We start from the raw sequence: 17,670 nt of genomic DNA, 5'->3' as shown, positions 1-17,670 counted from the left end.
CCACTTATCGGTGTTCCAGGGGGGATGACAAAGCGTCCAGTTCTGCCTCTGTGAGTCGAGGCTTAGCGTGATTCATACGGTGCAACAAAATACAGATCCCCGCCAGGCAGGCCGGTAGCGCAAGCACTAAAAAGATCGAGGAGTGTCCCGGTACGGCCAGCATCAGCATCCCGCCCAGCGTGGAGCTGAGAATAGCGCCGGTACGGCCGATACCATGCATCCAGCTGACGCCGGTGGCGCGGATTTCGGTTTGATAATAGGCTGGCGAATAGGCCTGCAGACCGTTCTGCGCGCCGTTAATGCACATCCCGCTGATAAAAATCAGCACCGATAGCGCCGCCGATCCGAAATCCATCAACCCCTGGGACATCAAGCACAGGCAGCCGAGAAAATAGGTTGCCGCAATCACCGCTTTCGCCGAGGCACGATCCATCAGCATACCGACAAGGATCCCGCCCAGCGGGCCACCAAGCTGGAACAAGCCGGTCATCATCGCCGCCTGCTGCAGCGACAACCCGCCGGAGCGAAGAATGGTTGGCAGCCAGCCGTTCAGCAGATATATCACGAACAGGCCCATAAAATAGGTCAGCCACAGCGCTATCGTGCCGCGGGCATAGCCATGCCGGAACAGCTGCGCCACTTTACTGCTCCGCGTGATGGGCGGCGCATTCAGCTGGAAAACGGTTTCAGCCGTAAACTGGCCCCCAAGCCGGTTAAGCGCCCTGGCGATCTGCTCGCCAGGTAATCGGCGCGCCACCATGCTCATTGCCGACTCAGGTAACATCACGATCATAAAGGGAAGCACCACGAGCGGCAGCACGCCGCCAAAAATCAGCGCCGAATGCCAGCTGTAATGCGATAACAATCCGGCGGCGATAAAGCCGCCGAGGCCGGAACCCACGTTAAAACCGCTGTACATCAGGGTGATCATCACCCCTTTACGCCGCTCCGGCATATATTCCGCCACCAGCGTGACGCAGTTGGGCATCACCGCGCCAAGTCCAAGGCCAGTAAGAAAACGCATCAGCGCCAGTTGCGATGGGCTTTGCGCCACGGCGCCGGCCAGGCTGAACAGCGCAAACAACGCCACCGACCAGAGTAAAATGCGCTTTCGGCCGTAGCGGTCAGAAAGCGGGCCCGCCACCAGCGCGCCAATGGCGACGCCGAACATGGCCGCCCCAAGAATCGGCCCCATTTCAGCCCGGCTGATGCCCCAGTCCTCGATGAGCGCCGGGGCGACAAAGCCCATCACCGCGGCGTCATACCCATCCAGCATAATGATGATGAAACAGAGCAGCAGCACGTTCCATTGAAAGCGCGAGACCGGGCGGGCATCTATCCACGCTTTCACATCGACAACGTTCATGTGATTCATAGGGTGACTTCCTCAAGCAGGCGGTACGAATGTTCTGGTTAGTGTTTTTTGAGTGGAACTTTCGTACTCAACTTAAGGCAGGTCACGCAGGCTGTCCGGTTCGAAAACCCGGCGACAGATATGAGTTTTATTTATAATGTGAGGGATACGACAAAAAACAGCCATTAAAAAACCCGCAGCCAACGGCGGCGGGTCAGGGCAAGAGCGACGATCAGTGCTTCGGAATAATTAAATCGCCGCGCAGCGGACTGCCGCCCGGGTTGTCCGTTTTCTCGGTCAACCAGTTGACGATCCGCGACGCCATCGCGTCCATGGAATATTCAATCGCCGGGATAGTCGGGATACCGGGCAGCTGTAACGATCCGGCGAGGCTAAACACCATCACATTTTGCGGAACGGCGCGGTTAAACGCCTGCAGCTGCGGCACCACGCGCTGTGCCTGCTGTTCATCGCTCACCAGCAGCGCGTTAAAGTTCAGCGTCGTGGCGTTATTGACCAGCTCCTGCACCGCCACCGACGGCGAGGTGTTATCCAGAAACACCAGATTGCGATTAAACGGCAAAAAGTTTTTTTCCAGCGCGTGCTTGTAGCCCAGCAGCACCTGATCGGCGAAGCCGCTGCTCTGGGGATGGATCAGCGCAATCTGCCTTCTGCCCTGGCTTATCAGATAGTGACAGGCGGTTTCGGCGGCGAAGGCGTGATCGAACTGAATGCTGTTTTCGCCCTCGCTGTCGAGGCAGTCCACCAGCACCACGTCCGGGCGGTTAATATTCAGAGGAAAACGCGCGCCGATGATCAGCACGTTATCGCACAGCCCGCAGGTCAACTCCTCCAGCGAGTTCATCACGCCGCTGCTGGTGTTGGCGAAGCGCAGCAGCAGGTGCTTCTGGTGCTGGCTGAGCTGTTTTTCCAGGGCGTAGAGATAGCTGGTGGTTTGATTGATATTGTCCTGGGCGCAGATGACGCCGATGCAGCCGGTGGACTGGCTAAGCAACGACTGGGCTATCATGTTTGGCCGGTAATTGAGCGTTTCCGCCGCCTGCAGCACCGCCTGACGACTGGCCTCCTTCACGCCACGTGAGCCGCTCAACACTCGCGACACCGTGGCTTTGGAAACCCCGGCAAGTCGTGAAACATCATTGATTGTCGACATCATTTTCCCCTGCGCGGGCGCCGCGCCCCGCTAAAATCCCGTAAACCTGAATCGCTTCAATTATGACCAGCGCAGTATATCCATTTCGCCATTTGTTTGGAAACCGATTTTCCATTTCAGCGCAAAACATCGCCAAATCGACAGAATAATGTGAGCCAAATCCAATAAATCCGCCCCATAAGCAGGAGATCTTGACCACTATCACAGTTCTGCTTTTTATAAATGGAAACCGGTTTCCGTCTGATATCAAATCATCCACGCAATAACTTTTTACATTTTGAGGATGGTCGTCGATGTACAAGATTATGCTGTGCTGTTCTGCCGGAATGTCCACCAGTCTGCTGGTCAGAAAGATGGTGGAGGCGGCGAATGAACGTGATCTGCCGGTGCAGATTGACGCCTATGGCGTTTCCGAATTTGACATCCAGTTTCCGCAGTATCAGGTGGTGTTGCTTGGCCCCCAGGTGAAATACATGTTGAAAACCCTGTCTGACAAAGCGGCTTCCCTCAACATTCCGGTTCAGCCCATCGATACGATGGACTACGGCATGCAGCGGGGAGACAACGTCCTGAATTATGCTCTGTCGCTGATCCCAGCGGCGCACTGAGAGGTGTTGAAATGAGTTCTCTGTATCAGTCCATGATTGCCGTGATCGAGCAATCTATTACTCCGCTGGCAGGACGCCTTGGGCAGCAGAAATATGTTATCGCTATCCGCGATGGCTTCACTGCCGCATTGCCGTTTATGATCATCGGCTCTTTCATGCTGGTATTTATCTTTCCGCCGTTTTCACCCGATACCACCAACGGCTTTGCCCGCGGCTGGCTCGATTTCTCCCAGCACTACCGCGAACAGCTGATGCTGCCGTTTAACCTCAGCATGGGCGTAATGACCTTCTTTATCTCGGTCGGCATTGGCGCCAGCCTCGGTCGTCAGTTTCAGCTCGATCCGGTGATGTCCGGTCTGCTGGCGTTTATGGCCTTCCTGCTGGTCGCCGCGCCCTATGCCGATGGTAAAATTTCCACTCAGTATCTGTCCGGCCAGGGCATTTTTACCGCCCTGATCACCGCCATCTATTCCACCCGCGTCTACGCGTGGCTGAAGCAAAACAACATCACCATCCGTCTGCCGAAAGAGGTGCCGACCGGCGTCGCCCGTTCATTTGAAATCCTGATCCCGGTGCTGGTGGTGATTGGTACTTTGCATCCGCTGAACCTGTTTATCGAAGCGCAGACCGGGATGATCCTGCCGCAGGCGATCATGCATCTGCTGGAGCCGCTGGTTTCCGCCTCCGACTCGCTGCCGGCGATTTTGCTCTCCGTTCTGATGTGCCAGATTTTCTGGTTCGCCGGGATCCACGGCTCGCTGATTGTCACCGGCATTATGAACCCGTTCTGGATGGCCAACCTGTCGGCAAACCAGGCGGCGCTGGCGGCCGGCACGGTGCTGCCGCACGTCTATCTGCAGGGTTTCTGGGATCACTATCTGCTGATTGGCGGCGTCGGTTCGACCCTGCCGCTGGCCTTCCTGCTGCTGCGTAGCCGGGCCACTCATCTGCGCACCATCGGCAAGATGGGCATCGTGCCGAGCTTCTTTAATATCAACGAGCCGATCCTGTTCGGGGCGCCGATCATCATGAACCCGATGATGTTTATCCCCTTCGTCTGCGTACCGATGGTCAACGCGGTGCTGGCTTACGGCGCGACGCGTCTTGGCTGGCTGAGCCAGGTGGTGTCTCTCACTCCGTGGACCACGCCGGCACCGATTGGCGCCTCGTGGGCGGCCAACTGGACGCTGAGCCCGGTAGTGATGTGCCTTATCTGCATGGTGATGTCGGCGGTGATTTACCTGCCGTTCCTGCGCGCCTATGAACGTTCCTTAATGAAAACCGAAGTTGAGAAAACCAAAAATAGCGTTCCGGTGGCAGAAACCGTTAGCTAATTCCTCTCCGCCCCGGAGAGATAATATGATGACAGCGTCATAATGCAGAAAAAGGACTTTCACTGCATTATTAAATAATAAAGACCTCAGGAATACACATGATTGAATTAGAAGATGCGGTAATGGAAATTATCGTCAATGCGGGACAGTCACGCTCATTATGTTTTGAAGCGCTGCATGCGGCCCGAACCGGAAATATCGACGAAGCGCGTTTACTCTTAAATGAGGCCGACGGTTACGCCCGCCGGGCGCATCAGATGCAGACCCAGCTCATCGAGCAGGATGCCGGTGAAGCGCGTCAGCCTATGACGCTTATTATGGTACATGCCCAGGATCATCTGATGAATTCGCTGCTGGCCCGCGAGTTCTCAGAAGAATTAATCCATCTGTACCAGCGTTAATTAATATGGAATAACGTCAGCGAGAATATTACTCTCCGGCGTCGCTGTACCCTAAAAAAACAAATCAGCTTATTTTGGTTATTTATTTTAGCCAGAATGGGATGGTTATTATCTGAAATATATTAATTATTAAAGCGAGATAACCATGAATACTGTGAAAAAACTGCCTTTAGCCATGGCGGTTGTCGCCGCGCTGTGCCCAATTTCCGTAATGGCGCAAGAATTTACTCAGGAACAGATCGACGCCATTGTCGCCAAAGCCGTTGATAAAGCGCTGGCCGACCGCCAGGCGAAAATTGACGCCGCGGCCGACAAAAAGGTCGACGTCATTACCAACCCGCAGACCACCGCCGCCTCGCCGGATGTGGCGATTCCGTTCGGCCTCAAGTTCAGCGGCTATGCCCGCTATGGCGCCCATTTCCAGACCGGCGACCAGAAATATGTCGGCGTCGACGGCTCCTATAACGGCGCCTCGGCGATCGGTCGTCTGGGCAACGAAAGCAACGGCGGCGAATTCCAGATCAGCAAAGCCTTCAAAAGCGCGCAGGGGGCTATCTGGGATCTCAACGTCATGTTCGACCACTGGAGCGACGAGGTTAACCTGAAGAAGGCCTACGTCGGCGTCACCAACGTGCTGGAATCCAACCCCAACGCCTATATCTGGGCCGGCCGCGACTTCCACCAGCGTCCGCAACAGGGGATCAACGACTACTTCTGGATGAACCACGACGGCCAGGGCGCCGGGGTGAAGAACTTTGATATCGGCGGCGTGCAGTTCGACGTGGCGACGGTCTCGCAGGTGAAATCCTGTAGCCCGGAAGTGATGGCCGACGAGACCAACCCGTCGCGCATCACCTGTACCGGCAGCTCCGACACCGGGGACAACGGCCACTACGCGCTGACCACCAAAACCCACAACATCAAGGCCGGGCCGATCGACGTCGAGGTGTACGCCAACTACGGCTTTGACTCGAAGGCGGTGGACAGCGACGCGCGTCTCGAAGCCTGGCAGGGCGGCCTGGTGCTGAGCCACACCAACGACAGCGGAGTGAACAAGGTGATCCTGCGCTACTCCGACAACTCGGATAACAGCGTCTACAACAAAACCGACGACCTGACCACGGTCTACGCCAGCTTCGAGGGCAGCCATAAGTTCACCCAGCAGGCGCAGGTGGAATATCTGCTGGCCTTCCACGACTACGACAACGGCAAAGATAATACCGACAACCGCAAAAACTACGGCGCCATCGTGCGGCCGATGTACTTCTGGAACGACGTGCACTCCACCTGGCTGGAAGCGGGCTACCAGCGCGTGGACTACGACCAGGGCGGGGATAACCACGGCTGGAAGCTGACGCTGTCGCAGAACATCGCCATCGGCATGGGGCCGGAGTTCCGTCCGATGCTGCGCTTCTACGTGACCGGCGGTCAGGTGGACAACGAGCATACCGCGAAGGTCAACGGCACCAAAGACCAGCAGCTGGATTCGCTGAACGTCGGCGGGATGTTTGAGGCGTGGTTCTGATGCGATAGCGTTGTCGAAGGAGCGTTCCCGGCTGGCGCTACGCTTAGCCGGGCTACGACTGGTGCGCTCCATTTATGCCGGATGGCGGCATAAATGCCTTATCCGGCCTACGTTCCTTCCTGCGGGCTCCCCCTGTAGGCCCGGCAAGCGCAGCGCCGCCGGGCAGGACACTTCAAGCTCCATACCTGCGGTAGTGCCGGATGGCCGCATCAATGCCTTATCCGGCCTACAGAAAACCACCTTCCTCTCGTAGGCCCGCGCAAGCGGAGCGCCGCCGGGCGGTCAGGCGCCAGCCCCGCATGACGACATCCACTCTTTATCTCTGACACAAACGACGGGCGATGCGCTCCAGCTTCATCATCAACAGCAGCGTGACGCCCACCAGCACGATGGTCAGCGCCGAGCCATCGGCGATATTACCGCGATCGGTCAGGCTGAAAATGGTCACCGGCAGGGTGGTCCAGCCCGGCGGATAGATCATCACCGTCGCTCCCAACTCCCCCATCGACAGCGATAAACTCAGCGCCAGCGCCGAGATCATCCATGGCGTCATCAGCGGCAGCGTCACATGGCGCAGGCGGTACCACGGGGAAGCGCCCAGGCTGGAGGCGACGTTTTCAATATCAGCGGAAATTCGCGCCAGCCCGGTGGTCACGTTGCTGAAGGTAAAGGCCGAGATCAGCACGAAATGCGCCGCCAGGACGATAAAGAAGGTGCCATTCATCTGCAGCGGCCCCTGGCTGAAGGCCACCAGAATGCCCAGTCCCACGGAAACCGAGGGGATGGCGCTGGGCAGATAAAACATCAACCCAAAATATTTCTGCAGCTTCGCGCCCGTCTGGCGTAGCGCCAGCGCCGCCCACATCCCGCACAGCAGCGCCAGCAGGCTGGCGCAGAAGCCCACCATCAGGCTGGAAAACAGCGAATCCCACGCCGCGCCGCGAAAAGCGTTAACAAAGTGGGCAAAGGTAAAGCCGGTGGGCAGCAGGCCGTTCCACTGCTGGCTCAGGCTGGAGAGCAAAATCACCGCCAGCGGCAGCAGGAAGATGCCGGCAAAGAGCGTCACCGCCAGCGCGCCCGCCGCCGCACGGCCTTTACGCGACCAAATCAACATCGTTAACTCCTTACGCCAGTGCGCGCCGCCGCCAGCCGATAGAGCATAAACAGCCCCAGCGACAGCAGAATATTCATCAGCGCGATCATGCAGGCCACGCTGTAATCCGACTCCAGAATCGCCTTGCTGTAGACCATCATCGGCAGGGTATTGACCCCTTTGGCGCCGATAAACAGCACGATACCGAACTCGTTAGTGGTCAACAGCAGGCACAGGCTGCCCCCCGCCATCAGCGCCGGCAGCGCCGCCGGGAAGATAACCTGGGTCATCACCCGCAGCGGGTGAGCGCCAAGAATACTCGCCGCTTCCAGCTGACTCTTATCGATCTGCCGCAGTCCGGCCATCAACGGGCGCATCACCAGCGGCGTAAAGACGGTGATCTCCGCCAGGATCACGCCGTTAATCGAATAGAGGAAGTCCACCGGCGGCAGTTCAAAGGCGAACAGCGCCATCAGGGCGCCGTTGAGCAGCCCCGCCGAGCCGTAAATAAAGGTGAACGCAAGAGTGATAAGGAAAGTCGGCAGCGCAATAAAAGTATCGATCACCCGGCAAATCAGCTGGCTGCCGGGGAACGGAATAAACACCAGAATCAGCGCCAGAACGCTGCCGAGCACCAGGCAGCCAAGGGTAGCGAACACCGCAATCTGTAAGGTAGTGAGCAGCGCGCCAATAAAGCGTTTTGAGTCAATCACCTGCCAGAAGGTTTCGAGGCTCAGGTTGCCGCTGGCGTCGCGCAGCGCCTGTTCGGCGATCAGCAACAGCGGATAGAAAAACAGCGTCGCCAGCACCAATAGCGGCAACGCCAGCCACAGGTAAGGGCGCAGGTTTCGCGCCGGGCGCGTAAGGATTAAGGTTTGCGCCATCATTGCTCCTCGATCAGAACCGCATCGCCAGGTTCGAAGTAGAGCGCCAGCTTGTCGCCCGCGCGCGGCAGGGGGTTGACGTGAGTCATGACGATCCGCACCGCTTCGCCCGCGACGTCGCACAGCAGATGCGTCAGATCGCCCTGCCAGTGTACCGAAGTCAGGGTGGCGTTGAGGCGATTACTGGTTGCCGATCGCGGCGCCAGGCTCATATGCTGCGGGCGAATGCATAACAGCTTGTTGTTGCCATGCAGCCCGCCCCGGCTGAAGGCGTTAACCAGGCCGCCGCCGCAGCTCACGTTAACCAGACCCGGCTGAAGACTATCGGTCAGCGCCGTCGCCTGCAGGATATTGGCGCGGCCGAGGAATTCGGCGCTAAAGCGGTTCGGCGGATAGTGGTACAGCTCGTGCGTTTCGCCATGGGCGATCAGCGACCCGTCTTTCATAATGCCGATTTTATCCGCCAGAGTGAGCGCTTCGGTCTGATCGTGGGTGACGTAGAGGATGGTCAGCTCCGGCAGTTCGCGGTGCAGACGGGCAATCTCTTCCACCATGTTATGACGAATTTGCGCATCCAGCGCCGACAGCGGTTCATCAAGCAACAACACCCGAGGACGCACGGCAATGGCGCGGGCTATCGCGACGCGCTGCTGCTGGCCGCCGGAAAGCTGATGCGGATAGCGGGTGGCGTAGTCCGCCATACCAACGATTTTTAAGGCTTCAGTCACCCGCCCGGCGATCAGCGCCCTGGGCTGCTTTTGCGCCCGCAGGCCGAAGGCGACATTGTCTTCCACCTTCATATGGGGAAACAGCGCGTAGTTCTGCACCACCATCGCCAGCCCGCGCTGGTAAGGCGGCAGGTGGGTGACGTCCGTGTCGCCGATCAGGATCCGCCCGCCAGCCGGTTGCACAAATCCGGCAATCGCCCGCAGCACGGTGGTTTTCCCGGAACCGGAAGGGCCAATCAGCGCCAGCACCTCACCGGGTTCAATGGTCAATGACAGCGGTTTTAAGACCACGTTGCCGTGGTAGGAAACGCGCAGCGAGTCCAGGGTGATCCCGGAAGTCCCCGCCAGCGACGGGGAAGGGGTGACGGTCGTTTTCATTAACATCAGGCTTACTCGCTATCGGTCACTTTATGCCAGCGGGCGATATCCGCCGAGAGAGAAAGCGCAACGTCGTCCCAGTTGGGTTCCCAGCGCTTCACGCCGTCGAGCGCCGCCTGCGCCGCCTTAAAGTTAGCGTCATTCGGCGCCACGTCGTTGCGTACCGGTAAGCCCCAGGAGCACGCGCTGACGCTGGATTGCGCCGGTTTATCCAGCAGAAAATTAATCAGCTTTTTGCCGTTTTCGCTGTTCGGCCCGTTCTGCACCAGCCCGATGGTGTAGGGCAGCGCCAGCGCGCTGCGCTCGCCGTTATCATCCGCCGGCCAGAAAATTTTAACGTTCGGGTTACGCGCCATCTGCGACAGGTTCATCTGCAGATCGCCGTTGGCGACGTACAGCTCGCCTTTGTTGACCAGCGCCGTCAGCTTGCCGGTGGAGGCCGATGGGCCGACGTTATTGGCCTGGAGCTTGCCAAGATAGGCAAAGCCAGCGTCTTTGCCGCCAAGGCTGTGGAAGGCCTGCAGCATCACCGCAGTGCCGTCCCCCGCCTGGCCCGGCGTGGAGTACTGCAGCTTATTCTTAAAGCGGCTATCCAGCAGATCCTGCCAGCTGGCCGGCGCGGTTTTCAGCAACTGACCGTTATAGATGAAGGTCAGATAGTTGTTCACCAGCGGCGAATAGCGGTCGTTGGCGCCAGGGATCTGCGCGCTGCCCTGTGGAGTAAAGGTGGCCAGCAGCTGCTCTTTCGCGGCGCGCTGGATAAACGGCGGCACCGTGACCAGTACGTCGGCCTGCGGATTGGTGCGCTCCTTCGCCAGACGCTCGACAATCGCGCCGGAGCCGCCTTCCACATACTGCACTTTGATGCCCGTCGCTTTGGTGAAGGCGTCGAACTGGCTCTGATACCAGCTGTTATCGCCGTCATGCAGGCCGTCGGCGGAGTAAACCGTGACGACGCCGTCCGCCCAAACCGGGGAGCTGGTCAGCGCGAACAGGGACAGCAGAGCAAGTCGGGAGAGTTTCATCGTGTTAGCCTCATCGCAGTTAGTTATTCTGGTGTAGACCAGATTTGCCTTCACGCTACCGGGGGTTTATGACAAAACGATGAAAGAAGTGTGTCGAAAGAGTTAAAACGAGGGGAGGCATAGCCCCGGTTAACGCTGACGCCACCGGGGACACGGGAAGGATTAATGCAATAAAATCAATGGGTATCGACTTCGATCCGTAGGCTGTCATGCCGCCAGTATTCGATATCGTAATCAAGAATACGCCCGTGCTGATCGTAATTCAGCCTGCGCAGCAGCAGCGCCGGGCGCCCCTCCATCACCCCCAACGCCGCTGCGGCCTGCGGCGGCATGGAGGTGGGATAAAACGACAAATGCATACTGGTATAGATCAGGTCGTACTGGCTCTGATAAATCTCGGTCAGACTGCCGTTGAGATCGTGGCGCAGCAGCTCCGGCACCCGGGCCGGCAGGCAGTGGTTTTCGCAATAGCACACCGGACGCCCGTCGGCATAGCGCAGGCGGGTCAGCAGGTAGACCTGATCGAAGGGCTGCAGCGCCAGCGGCGCCATCACATCCAGCGGCACGGCGGATAACCGGCCATCAAGCAGCACCGTTTTCGGCTCACGTCCCTGCTCGAGACACAGCTTGTGGAAGTTGGTGTTCTGCGTCGGATCCAGCCACAGCCGCTCCGGCGTCACAAACCAGCCGCGGCGGTCGGCGCGGTAGATCACGCCGCTGGCCTCCAGCTGCGCCAGGCTCTCGCGCACGGTGATACGGGTCGTGTTGAACAACGCGCACAGCTCGCGCTCGGAAGGCAATTTATCGCCGCTTTTGAGGGCGCCGTTTTGAATACGCGCCTGCAGCTGCGCCTTAATCATCAGGTATTGCGGCATCTCGCCAGAGGGTGATTTCATGTTTACTCGCTGCCACTTTTGGTGCGCTCATTATACATAGCCAGATGAATTTTTTGTTGCAGCGCCACATTTCCTTTGACCCTGCCCCGGCTTTGTCTCCATGATAAATACCAATCTGGTATAGACCAAATGGTGAGACAAATGACTTCTCGGAACTACCTGCTGCTGACCCCCGGCCCGCTAACCACCTCCCGCACGGTGAAAGAGGCGATGTTATTCGATAGCTGCACCTGGGATGATGATTACAATCTCGGGGTGGTACAGACCATTCGTCAGCAGCTGGTGCAGCTGGCCACCCCGGCCGCCGGGTATACGGCGGTGCTGCTGCAGGGCAGCGGCAGCTACGCGGTCGAAGCGGTGCTCGGCAGCGTCATCGGCGAACAGGGCAAAGTGCTGATCGTCAGCAATGGCGCCTATGGCGCGCGCATGATTGAGATGGCACAGCGGATGGGTATCGCCTTCCACCCTTACGACTGCGGCGAAGTCGCCCGCCCGGACGCCGCGGCGATCGCGCGGATCCTGCGGGATGACCCGGCGATCACCCATATCGCGATGGTGCATAGCGAAACCACCACCGGCATGCTCAACCCGATTGAAGAGGTGGCCGCGCTGGCGAAAGAGTATGGCAAACGCTATATCGTCGATGCGATGAGCAGCTTCGGCGGCATTCCGCTGGATATCGCCGCGCTGAATATTGACTACCTGATAAGCTCTGCCAACAAGTGCATTCAGGGCGTACCGGGCTTCGCCTTCGTCATCGCCCGCGAATCGGAGCTGGCCGCCTGCAAAGGCCGCTCGCGCTCGCTGTCGCTGGATCTTTACGCCCAGTGGCGCTGTATGGAGGATAACCACGGCAAGTGGCGCTTCACCTCGCCGACCCATACCGTGCTGGCCTTCGCCCAGGCGCTGAAAGAGCTGGCCCAGGAGGGCGGCGTCAGCGCCCGCCATCAGCGCTATACCCGCAATCAGCGCCGACTGGTAGCCGGAATGCGCGCGCTCGGCTTCCGGCCGCTGCTCGACGACAGCCTGCACTCGCCGATCATTACCGCCTTTTATTCACCGGATGCGCCGCAGTATCGCTTTCACACCTTCTACCAGAAGCTGAAAGATCAGGGCTTCGTGATCTATCCCGGCAAAGTGTCGCAAAGCGATTGCTTCCGCATCGGCAACATCGGCGAAGTCTACGACGCCGACATCACCGCCCTGCTGGCGGCCATCGACAACGCCATGTACTGGAAACAATAAGGAACCGCCATGAACCGTATCTCCGCTCTCATTCTCGACTGGGCCGGCACCACCGTGGACTTCGGCTCCTTCGCGCCGACGCAAATTTTCGTCGAGGCCTTCCGCCAGGCCTTCGATATTGAGATCACCCTTGAAGAGGCCCGCGTACCGATGGGGCTTGGCAAATGGCAGCACATTGAGGCGCTGGGCAAACTGCCGTCGGTCGACAGCCGCTGGCAGGCGAAATTTGGCCGGGCGATGACGGCCGCTGATATCGATGCGATCTACGCCGCGTTTATGCCGCTGCAAATCGCTAAGGTTGTCGATTTTTCCGCTCCGATCGCCGGCGTGGTCGACACCCTCGCCGCGCTGCGCGCCGACGGACTGAAGATCGGCTCCTGCTCGGGCTATCCGCGCCCGGTGATGGAAAAACTGGTTCCAGCCGCCGCCGCCCAGGGCTATGCCCCGGACCACTGGGTCGCCACCGATGACCTTGCCGCCGGCGGGCGTCCCGGGCCGTGGATGGCGCTGCAGAACGTGATTGCCCTGGGCATAGACGATGTGGCCCACTGCGTGAAGGTCGACGACGCCGCGCCGGGCATCAGCGAAGGGTTACATGCCGGGATGTGGAGCGTCGGCCTGGCGGTGTCGGGAAATGAATTTGGCGCCACCTGGGAGGCGTATCAGGCGATGTCGAAAGAGGAAATCGCCACCCGTCGCGAGCGGGCGGCAGGCAAGCTGTATGCCGCCGGGGCGCATTATGTGGTTGATACCCTGGCGGACCTGCCGGGGGTGATTGCGGATATCAACGCCCGGCTGGCAAAAGGCGAGCGGCCTTAAGCGGGTGAATTCACCTTCACTTTGGCCGCCACCAGCAGGCCGGTAAACAGCATCAATACCCCTGACAACATCAGCGGCGACAGCAGGCCTAAATGGTCAAGCGCAATGCCGCCGACCGCGGCGCCGCAGGTGTTGGCCAGCTGGATCACCGCCACCTGAATCGACCCGGCTTTTTCCGCCTGATCGGAGAGGGAACGGGTGATCCACGTTGACCACCCCACCGGGATCAAGGCGAACGCGAAGCCCCAGATGATCGCCACCGTCGAGGCGACGATTTTGCTTTCCCCCCACAGCACCAGCGCCGCCGCGCAGGCGGTCAGCACCAGCGGCGCAATCGCCAGCGCCGCTTTCACCGAGCGCTTGAGCAGCACCGAGGAGAGCGACGTGCCGATGAAGCTGGCGATACCAAAGCTCAGCAGCACCAGCGTCAGGCCATCGACATCAAACCCGGCGAGGGTCATGTACACCGGGCGAATATAGGTAAAGAAGGCGAACTGTCCGGCAAAAGCCATGAAAATGGCGCACATGCCGGCCATCACCCCCGGCCGCTTCAGCAGGCCAAACATTTTTTGCTGCTGAGCTGCCGATTCACCCGGCAGCGACGGCAGCGCTTTCAGCACCCAGATCGTACACAGCACGCCCATCACCGCCGCGCCGTTAAACACGTTGCGCCAGCCGATAAGCCCGCCAAGAAAACTGCCCAACGGGGCGGCGATCACCAGCGCGATGGATACCGCGCCGAAGATAATCGACAGCGCTTTCGGCACCACGCGCATCGGCACCAGACGCATGGTCAGCGAGGCTGACATCGCCCAGAAACCGCCGAGCGCCAGCCCCAGACAGGCGCGTCCCAGCAGCAGTAGGGTGAAGCTATCGGCAAAGGACACCAACAGGCAGGAAAGGGTCAGCAGCAGCGAAAAGAGGATCACCACGTAGCGGCGATCAGTTTTGCCAATAACGGAGGTGATAAACAGGCTGGAAAACATCGCGACGAATGCCGTCGTCGTCACCGACTGCCCGGCCATCCCTTCGGAGATGCCTAAATCTAGCGCCATCGGCGTCAGCAGACTGACCGGTAGAAATTCGACGGTAATCAGGCAGGCGACGCAGAAAGCAACCGCGAAAACTGCCGACCAGTTTGGTCGCGCGAGCTCGCGTGCGTGGGTTTTGGCTTCATTTGAATGACTCATGAGTGACCTGCGAAGAAAGTGGCGGAAAGCTGCGCAGTGTAACATTTTGTTTGTGACGCATTTAACGTTTTCGCAACTCTTCTCGCTTTTCATAAGAGGATGCGTAGCTGCTCGCATGTTTAAAAAAACGATGCTTGCTATCGCTTTAACAAATCTCAGGAGAATTTAATGTAGCACTATGTGCTATATTTTTAACGACAGGATGTCAGCAATGCGTATCTTTAAAACCAAATGGTTCGCCAGAGAGGTTAGCTCTCATGGCATTACCGACGACGAGCTCTATCAGGCAATTCAATCTGCGCTTCAGGGCAAAGTGGTTGATTTAGGAGGAGGGGTTTATAAAAAGCGACTCAACAAGAATCGCGATCGCGCAATCATCCTTACCAAAAGCGCAGGGTATTGGTTTTATACCTTTCTATATGCCAAACAGGATATGGCCAATATCAACCATCGCGAATTAATGGGGTTTCGTGAGTTAGCAAAACACTATGCCAATCTCTCTGAAGAGAAAACGACGGCCTTAGTTAAAAGTAAAGAATTGGTGGAGATTTGCGATGACAGCAAAAAATAAATACAAAAGCCCGGCTTTCGAAGCGATCCATAGCGCTGCGTCGGGGCTATTCAGCGTTGGCGCAATCCCACAGGAAACAATGCGCCATTTTGATGAATCATGTCTCGGTAGCGTAGCCGCACTTCAACCCATTGAAATTAAAGCGCTACGTGAACAACTCAATGTTAGCCAACCCGTGTTCGCTCGTTATCTGAATACCAGTGTGTCTACCGTGCAAAAATGGGAGACTGGCGCTAAACGACCGAGCGGAACGTCATTAAAATTGCTTAGCGTCGTACAAAAACACGGCCTGAAAATCCTACTGTAGTTATTCTGCCGGATGGCGCTTACGCTTATCCGGCCTACAAGGAACGTAAGGGAGATATGGTTTTGAACCACAGGCCGGATAACAATGATATCAGTGCAACCAGTGCACGCCGTCTTCCGGGAGAAACAGGTCGTTATAGCGCTGCTGAAGGTTATGCAAATCGCTCACATCCGGATCCAGCTCGCGCAGAAACCCTTGCGCAAGGCGGATTTGCGCGTCGGTGATCGGCGCCGCTAAACGCGCTTTTTGCATCAGGCGATACCAGTAATGCAGGTTTTTTTCGCTGGCGTCGACAATCGCAACCTGCCAGATCAGCAGCACCTGCGCGGCATTCTGCAGATGCGCTTCATTCGGCCGTTCCAGGTAACGCAAATACTCATTGCCGGCGGTTTTACCCAGCTGATCGATCATCGATTCCAGCGGGACGGGCGTAATGCCAAGGCGTTCGCTCAGGCGGCGGATCGCGCGGCGTGAATCAGAGGTAAGCACCCGAAATCCCACAACAAACACCACTACCAGGGTGGCCAGTCCTATCCAGATCATGCATCCTCTCATCCAATCGCGGCCTGACTATCATAATGGGAATTTGCCTGCTGTCGACTGCCGGACCTGGCATAATGCGCAAGAAATAAAAAAGCCCGGCGCGAAGGCCGGGCAAGGTTACCCAATACCTGGTGAATCAGGCGGTCTGCAAAATACGGTTCTTTTTCTCGCGGCGAATTTTACGCTCTTCGAAGATAGCCACGATGGCCATCAGGCAGATACAGCCGATGGCGGCGGCGTCCAGCGCCGCAAAGGTGCCGGCCCAGCCGGTGAGACCGAAGACCGGCGTGCCGTCGGCGATCATCCCCAGGCCCAGCTTGGCGAAGCTATCGCCGATCAGATAGGCGAAAGTGCCCTTGATCCCATCGGCGGCGCCGATCGCTTTTTTCGGTACGAAACCGACGGCGGCGACGCCGATCAGCAGCTGCGGACCAAACACCAGGAAGCCCAGCGCAAACAGCGAGGCCAGGTAGACGTACTGGTTGCTGGCATGTTGATAAACGCCGAGGGTGGCGATAATCAGCGCCAGCGCGATGCAGGCTACCAGCGCGCGGCGGCCGTTGGCCAGGTCCGACAGCCAGCCCCACAGCAGCGTGCCAACCAGGGCGCCGACTTCAAACAGGGTAAAGCCCTGAATCGCCACCTCTTTAGACAGCTTCAGCTCCTGGAAGGCATACACGGTGGACCACTGATCGATACCAATACGCACCACGTAGAGGAAGATGTTGGAGAAGCACAGCAGCCAGATCACTTTGTTTTTCAGCACGTACTCAACAAAGATCTGCCACTTGGTCATCGCGTTTTCTTCGGTCTCTTTATCCTCTTCGCTGATCGCTTCGCCAAACAGCTCTTCCGCCGTGCCGAGGCCATAGGATTCCGGGGAGTCGCTACCATAGCGCAGGCCAATAAAGCCGACGATTAACGCAATAATCGACGGGAAGATAAACATGCCGATAACGTGGCCGTCGAACAGGTAGTTGGCGCCAAACAGCGCCACGCCCGCCGCGCCGGCGCCGCCGAGGTTGTGAGAGATATTCCAGAAGCCGAGGAAGGTGCCGCGCTTACGGCGAGGCGTCCATTTGGTGATGGTGGAATAACTGCACGAGCCGCCGGTGCTCTGGAAAAAGCCGCTCAGCGCATAGAAGGCGATCATCAGGAACAGACTGGTGGAACCCGCGCCCATGCTGGCGCTAAAGCCCAGCATGCAGATGGCGGAGAGGATCAGCATAAACGGCAGGAACTGCTTGGTGTTTTTGCCATCGGCATAGTAGGAAACCAAGGTTTTCCCTACGCCGTAGGTAATGGAGAAGCCCAGGCCAATCATCCCCAGCTGCGTCATGCTCAACCCGTAAGTGGAGATCATGTCGTTCTGCGCAATATTAAAGTTCTTGCGGATCAGATACATGGTCAGGTAGCCGATGAAGACCACCAAATAGGACTGCATGAAAGGTTTGAACCACATTTTGCGCCGCACGTCGAGCGGCAGATCAAGGGTCGGCTTACGAACCTGATTCAGAAAGGCCAGCATGGGTATCTCCTGAGCTGATTTTTTATGCCTGCGTCATAGCCAGGCATTGTAAAAATCAGCGCGCCGT

Annotated in this window: 19 protein-coding genes; 8 read left to right on the top strand and 11 right to left on the bottom strand. The window is 58.0% G+C overall.

The genetic code is table 11. The features are described 5' to 3' along the window. Positions 1–4: 4 nt before the first annotated feature. From MKR05_RS12035 to MKR05_RS12025, 3 genes are all read right to left on the bottom strand, one after another. On the bottom strand, positions 5–1,375 hold the full coding sequence (locus tag MKR05_RS12035) for an aromatic acid/H+ symport family MFS transporter (RefSeq protein ID WP_023291421.1): 1,371 nt from the start codon (positions 1,373–1,375) through the stop codon (positions 5–7). 211 nt (positions 1,376–1,586) lie between these two features. Beyond that, positions 1,587–2,528 carry a LacI family DNA-binding transcriptional regulator gene (locus MKR05_RS12030; RefSeq protein WP_032429020.1) on the bottom strand — a complete coding sequence of 314 codons (942 nt, stop codon included), beginning with the start codon at positions 2,526–2,528 and terminating at the stop codon, positions 1,587–1,589. After that, positions 2,512–2,829, bottom strand: a complete 318-nt coding sequence (locus MKR05_RS12025; RefSeq protein WP_124070018.1) for a hypothetical protein — start codon at positions 2,827–2,829, stop codon at positions 2,512–2,514. The genes MKR05_RS12030 and MKR05_RS12025 overlap by 17 nt, the downstream gene beginning before the upstream one ends. On the opposite strand from MKR05_RS12025, the gene MKR05_RS12020 reads away from it, so the two are divergent. The 4 genes from MKR05_RS12020 (at position 2,822) to MKR05_RS12005 (ending at position 6,396) form a co-directional block, all read left to right on the top strand. Further along, a complete protein-coding gene (locus MKR05_RS12020; RefSeq protein ID WP_023291423.1) occupies positions 2,822–3,136 on the top strand; it encodes a PTS sugar transporter subunit IIB in 315 nt (104 codons plus the stop codon). The genes MKR05_RS12025 and MKR05_RS12020 overlap by 8 nt on opposite strands. 11 nt (positions 3,137–3,147) lie before the next feature. Continuing rightward, positions 3,148–4,470, top strand: a complete 1,323-nt coding sequence (locus tag MKR05_RS12015; protein WP_023291424.1) for a PTS sugar transporter subunit IIC — start codon at positions 3,148–3,150, stop codon at positions 4,468–4,470. Between the two features lie 98 nt (positions 4,471–4,568). After that, a complete protein-coding gene (locus tag MKR05_RS12010; protein ID WP_004205145.1) occupies positions 4,569–4,871 on the top strand; it encodes a PTS lactose/cellobiose transporter subunit IIA in 303 nt (100 codons plus the stop codon). Between the two features lie 145 nt (positions 4,872–5,016). Beyond that, a complete protein-coding gene (locus MKR05_RS12005) occupies positions 5,017–6,396 on the top strand; it encodes a carbohydrate porin (protein ID WP_048335625.1) in 1,380 nt (459 codons plus the stop codon). A 316-nt stretch (positions 6,397–6,712) separates the two neighbouring features. On the opposite strand, the gene phnV is transcribed toward MKR05_RS12005, so the two are convergent. From phnV to phnR, 5 genes are all read right to left on the bottom strand, one after another. Next, positions 6,713–7,510, bottom strand: coding sequence for a 2-aminoethylphosphonate ABC transport system, membrane component PhnV (gene phnV, locus MKR05_RS12000; protein ID WP_101989627.1), 798 nt, complete (start codon positions 7,508–7,510; stop codon positions 6,713–6,715). Positions 7,511–7,512: 2 nt separating this feature from the next. Next, positions 7,513–8,373, bottom strand: a complete 861-nt coding sequence (gene phnU / locus MKR05_RS11995; protein ID WP_065813006.1) for a 2-aminoethylphosphonate ABC transporter permease subunit — start codon at positions 8,371–8,373, stop codon at positions 7,513–7,515. After that, positions 8,373–9,485: a 2-aminoethylphosphonate ABC transport system ATP-binding subunit PhnT gene (gene phnT, locus MKR05_RS11990; protein WP_032454410.1), complete on the bottom strand. Its 1,113-nt coding sequence runs from the start codon at positions 9,483–9,485 to the stop codon at positions 8,373–8,375. Before phnT ends, phnU begins: the two co-directional genes overlap by 1 nt. A 5-nt stretch (positions 9,486–9,490) precedes the next feature. After that, a complete protein-coding gene (gene phnS, locus MKR05_RS11985) occupies positions 9,491–10,504 on the bottom strand; it encodes a 2-aminoethylphosphonate ABC transporter substrate-binding protein (RefSeq protein ID WP_101989628.1) in 1,014 nt (337 codons plus the stop codon). A gap of 176 nt (positions 10,505–10,680) precedes the next feature. Then, the gene (phnR, locus tag MKR05_RS11980) at positions 10,681–11,400 is read right to left on the bottom strand and encodes a phosphonate utilization transcriptional regulator PhnR (protein WP_023291430.1); all 720 of its coding nucleotides are present in this window, start codon (positions 11,398–11,400) and stop codon (positions 10,681–10,683) included. A gap of 141 nt (positions 11,401–11,541) precedes the next feature. Between phnR and phnW the strand changes: the two genes are divergently transcribed. Next, complete coding sequence (phnW, locus tag MKR05_RS11975) at positions 11,542–12,645, top strand: 2-aminoethylphosphonate--pyruvate transaminase (RefSeq protein ID WP_044525082.1); 1,104 nt, start codon at positions 11,542–11,544, stop codon at positions 12,643–12,645. A 9-nt stretch (positions 12,646–12,654) separates the two neighbouring features. Further along, the gene (gene phnX / locus MKR05_RS11970) at positions 12,655–13,464 is read left to right on the top strand and encodes a phosphonoacetaldehyde hydrolase (protein WP_049013468.1); all 810 of its coding nucleotides are present in this window, start codon (positions 12,655–12,657) and stop codon (positions 13,462–13,464) included. Here the strand turns inward: phnX and nepI are convergent. Beyond that, positions 13,461–14,654 carry a purine ribonucleoside efflux pump NepI gene (nepI, locus tag MKR05_RS11965; RefSeq protein ID WP_101989629.1) on the bottom strand — a complete coding sequence of 398 codons (1,194 nt, stop codon included), beginning with the start codon at positions 14,652–14,654 and terminating at the stop codon, positions 13,461–13,463. The two genes, phnX and nepI, sit on opposite strands and share 4 nt — an antisense overlap. A gap of 211 nt (positions 14,655–14,865) precedes the next feature. Here nepI and MKR05_RS11960 point away from each other — a divergent pair, with 211 nt between their 5' ends. Beyond that, complete coding sequence (locus tag MKR05_RS11960; RefSeq protein ID WP_238875158.1) at positions 14,866–15,225, top strand: type II toxin-antitoxin system RelE/ParE family toxin; 360 nt, start codon at positions 14,866–14,868, stop codon at positions 15,223–15,225. Further along, the gene (locus tag MKR05_RS11955) at positions 15,209–15,532 is read left to right on the top strand and encodes a DNA-binding transcriptional regulator (RefSeq protein WP_044525085.1); all 324 of its coding nucleotides are present in this window, start codon (positions 15,209–15,211) and stop codon (positions 15,530–15,532) included. The genes MKR05_RS11960 and MKR05_RS11955 overlap by 17 nt, the downstream gene beginning before the upstream one ends. Before the next feature lie 90 nt (positions 15,533–15,622). Here MKR05_RS11955 and MKR05_RS11950 read toward each other — a convergent pair whose 3' ends face one another. Further along, the gene (locus tag MKR05_RS11950; RefSeq protein WP_004901545.1) at positions 15,623–16,075 is read right to left on the bottom strand and encodes a DUF1198 family protein; all 453 of its coding nucleotides are present in this window, start codon (positions 16,073–16,075) and stop codon (positions 15,623–15,625) included. Positions 16,076–16,211: 136 nt separating this feature from the next. Continuing rightward, positions 16,212–17,603 carry a hexose-6-phosphate:phosphate antiporter gene (uhpT, locus tag MKR05_RS11945; protein WP_004202242.1) on the bottom strand — a complete coding sequence of 464 codons (1,392 nt, stop codon included), beginning with the start codon at positions 17,601–17,603 and terminating at the stop codon, positions 16,212–16,214. Between the last annotated feature and the right edge of the window lie 67 nt (positions 17,604–17,670).

The organism is Klebsiella sp. K5-204 (assembly GCF_030128585.1).
Taxonomy (GTDB): domain Bacteria; phylum Pseudomonadota; class Gammaproteobacteria; order Enterobacterales; family Enterobacteriaceae; genus Klebsiella; species Klebsiella quasipneumoniae.
The sequence above is the reverse complement of the archived record's forward strand: the minus strand, read 5'-3'. Positions and strand labels throughout refer to the sequence as shown.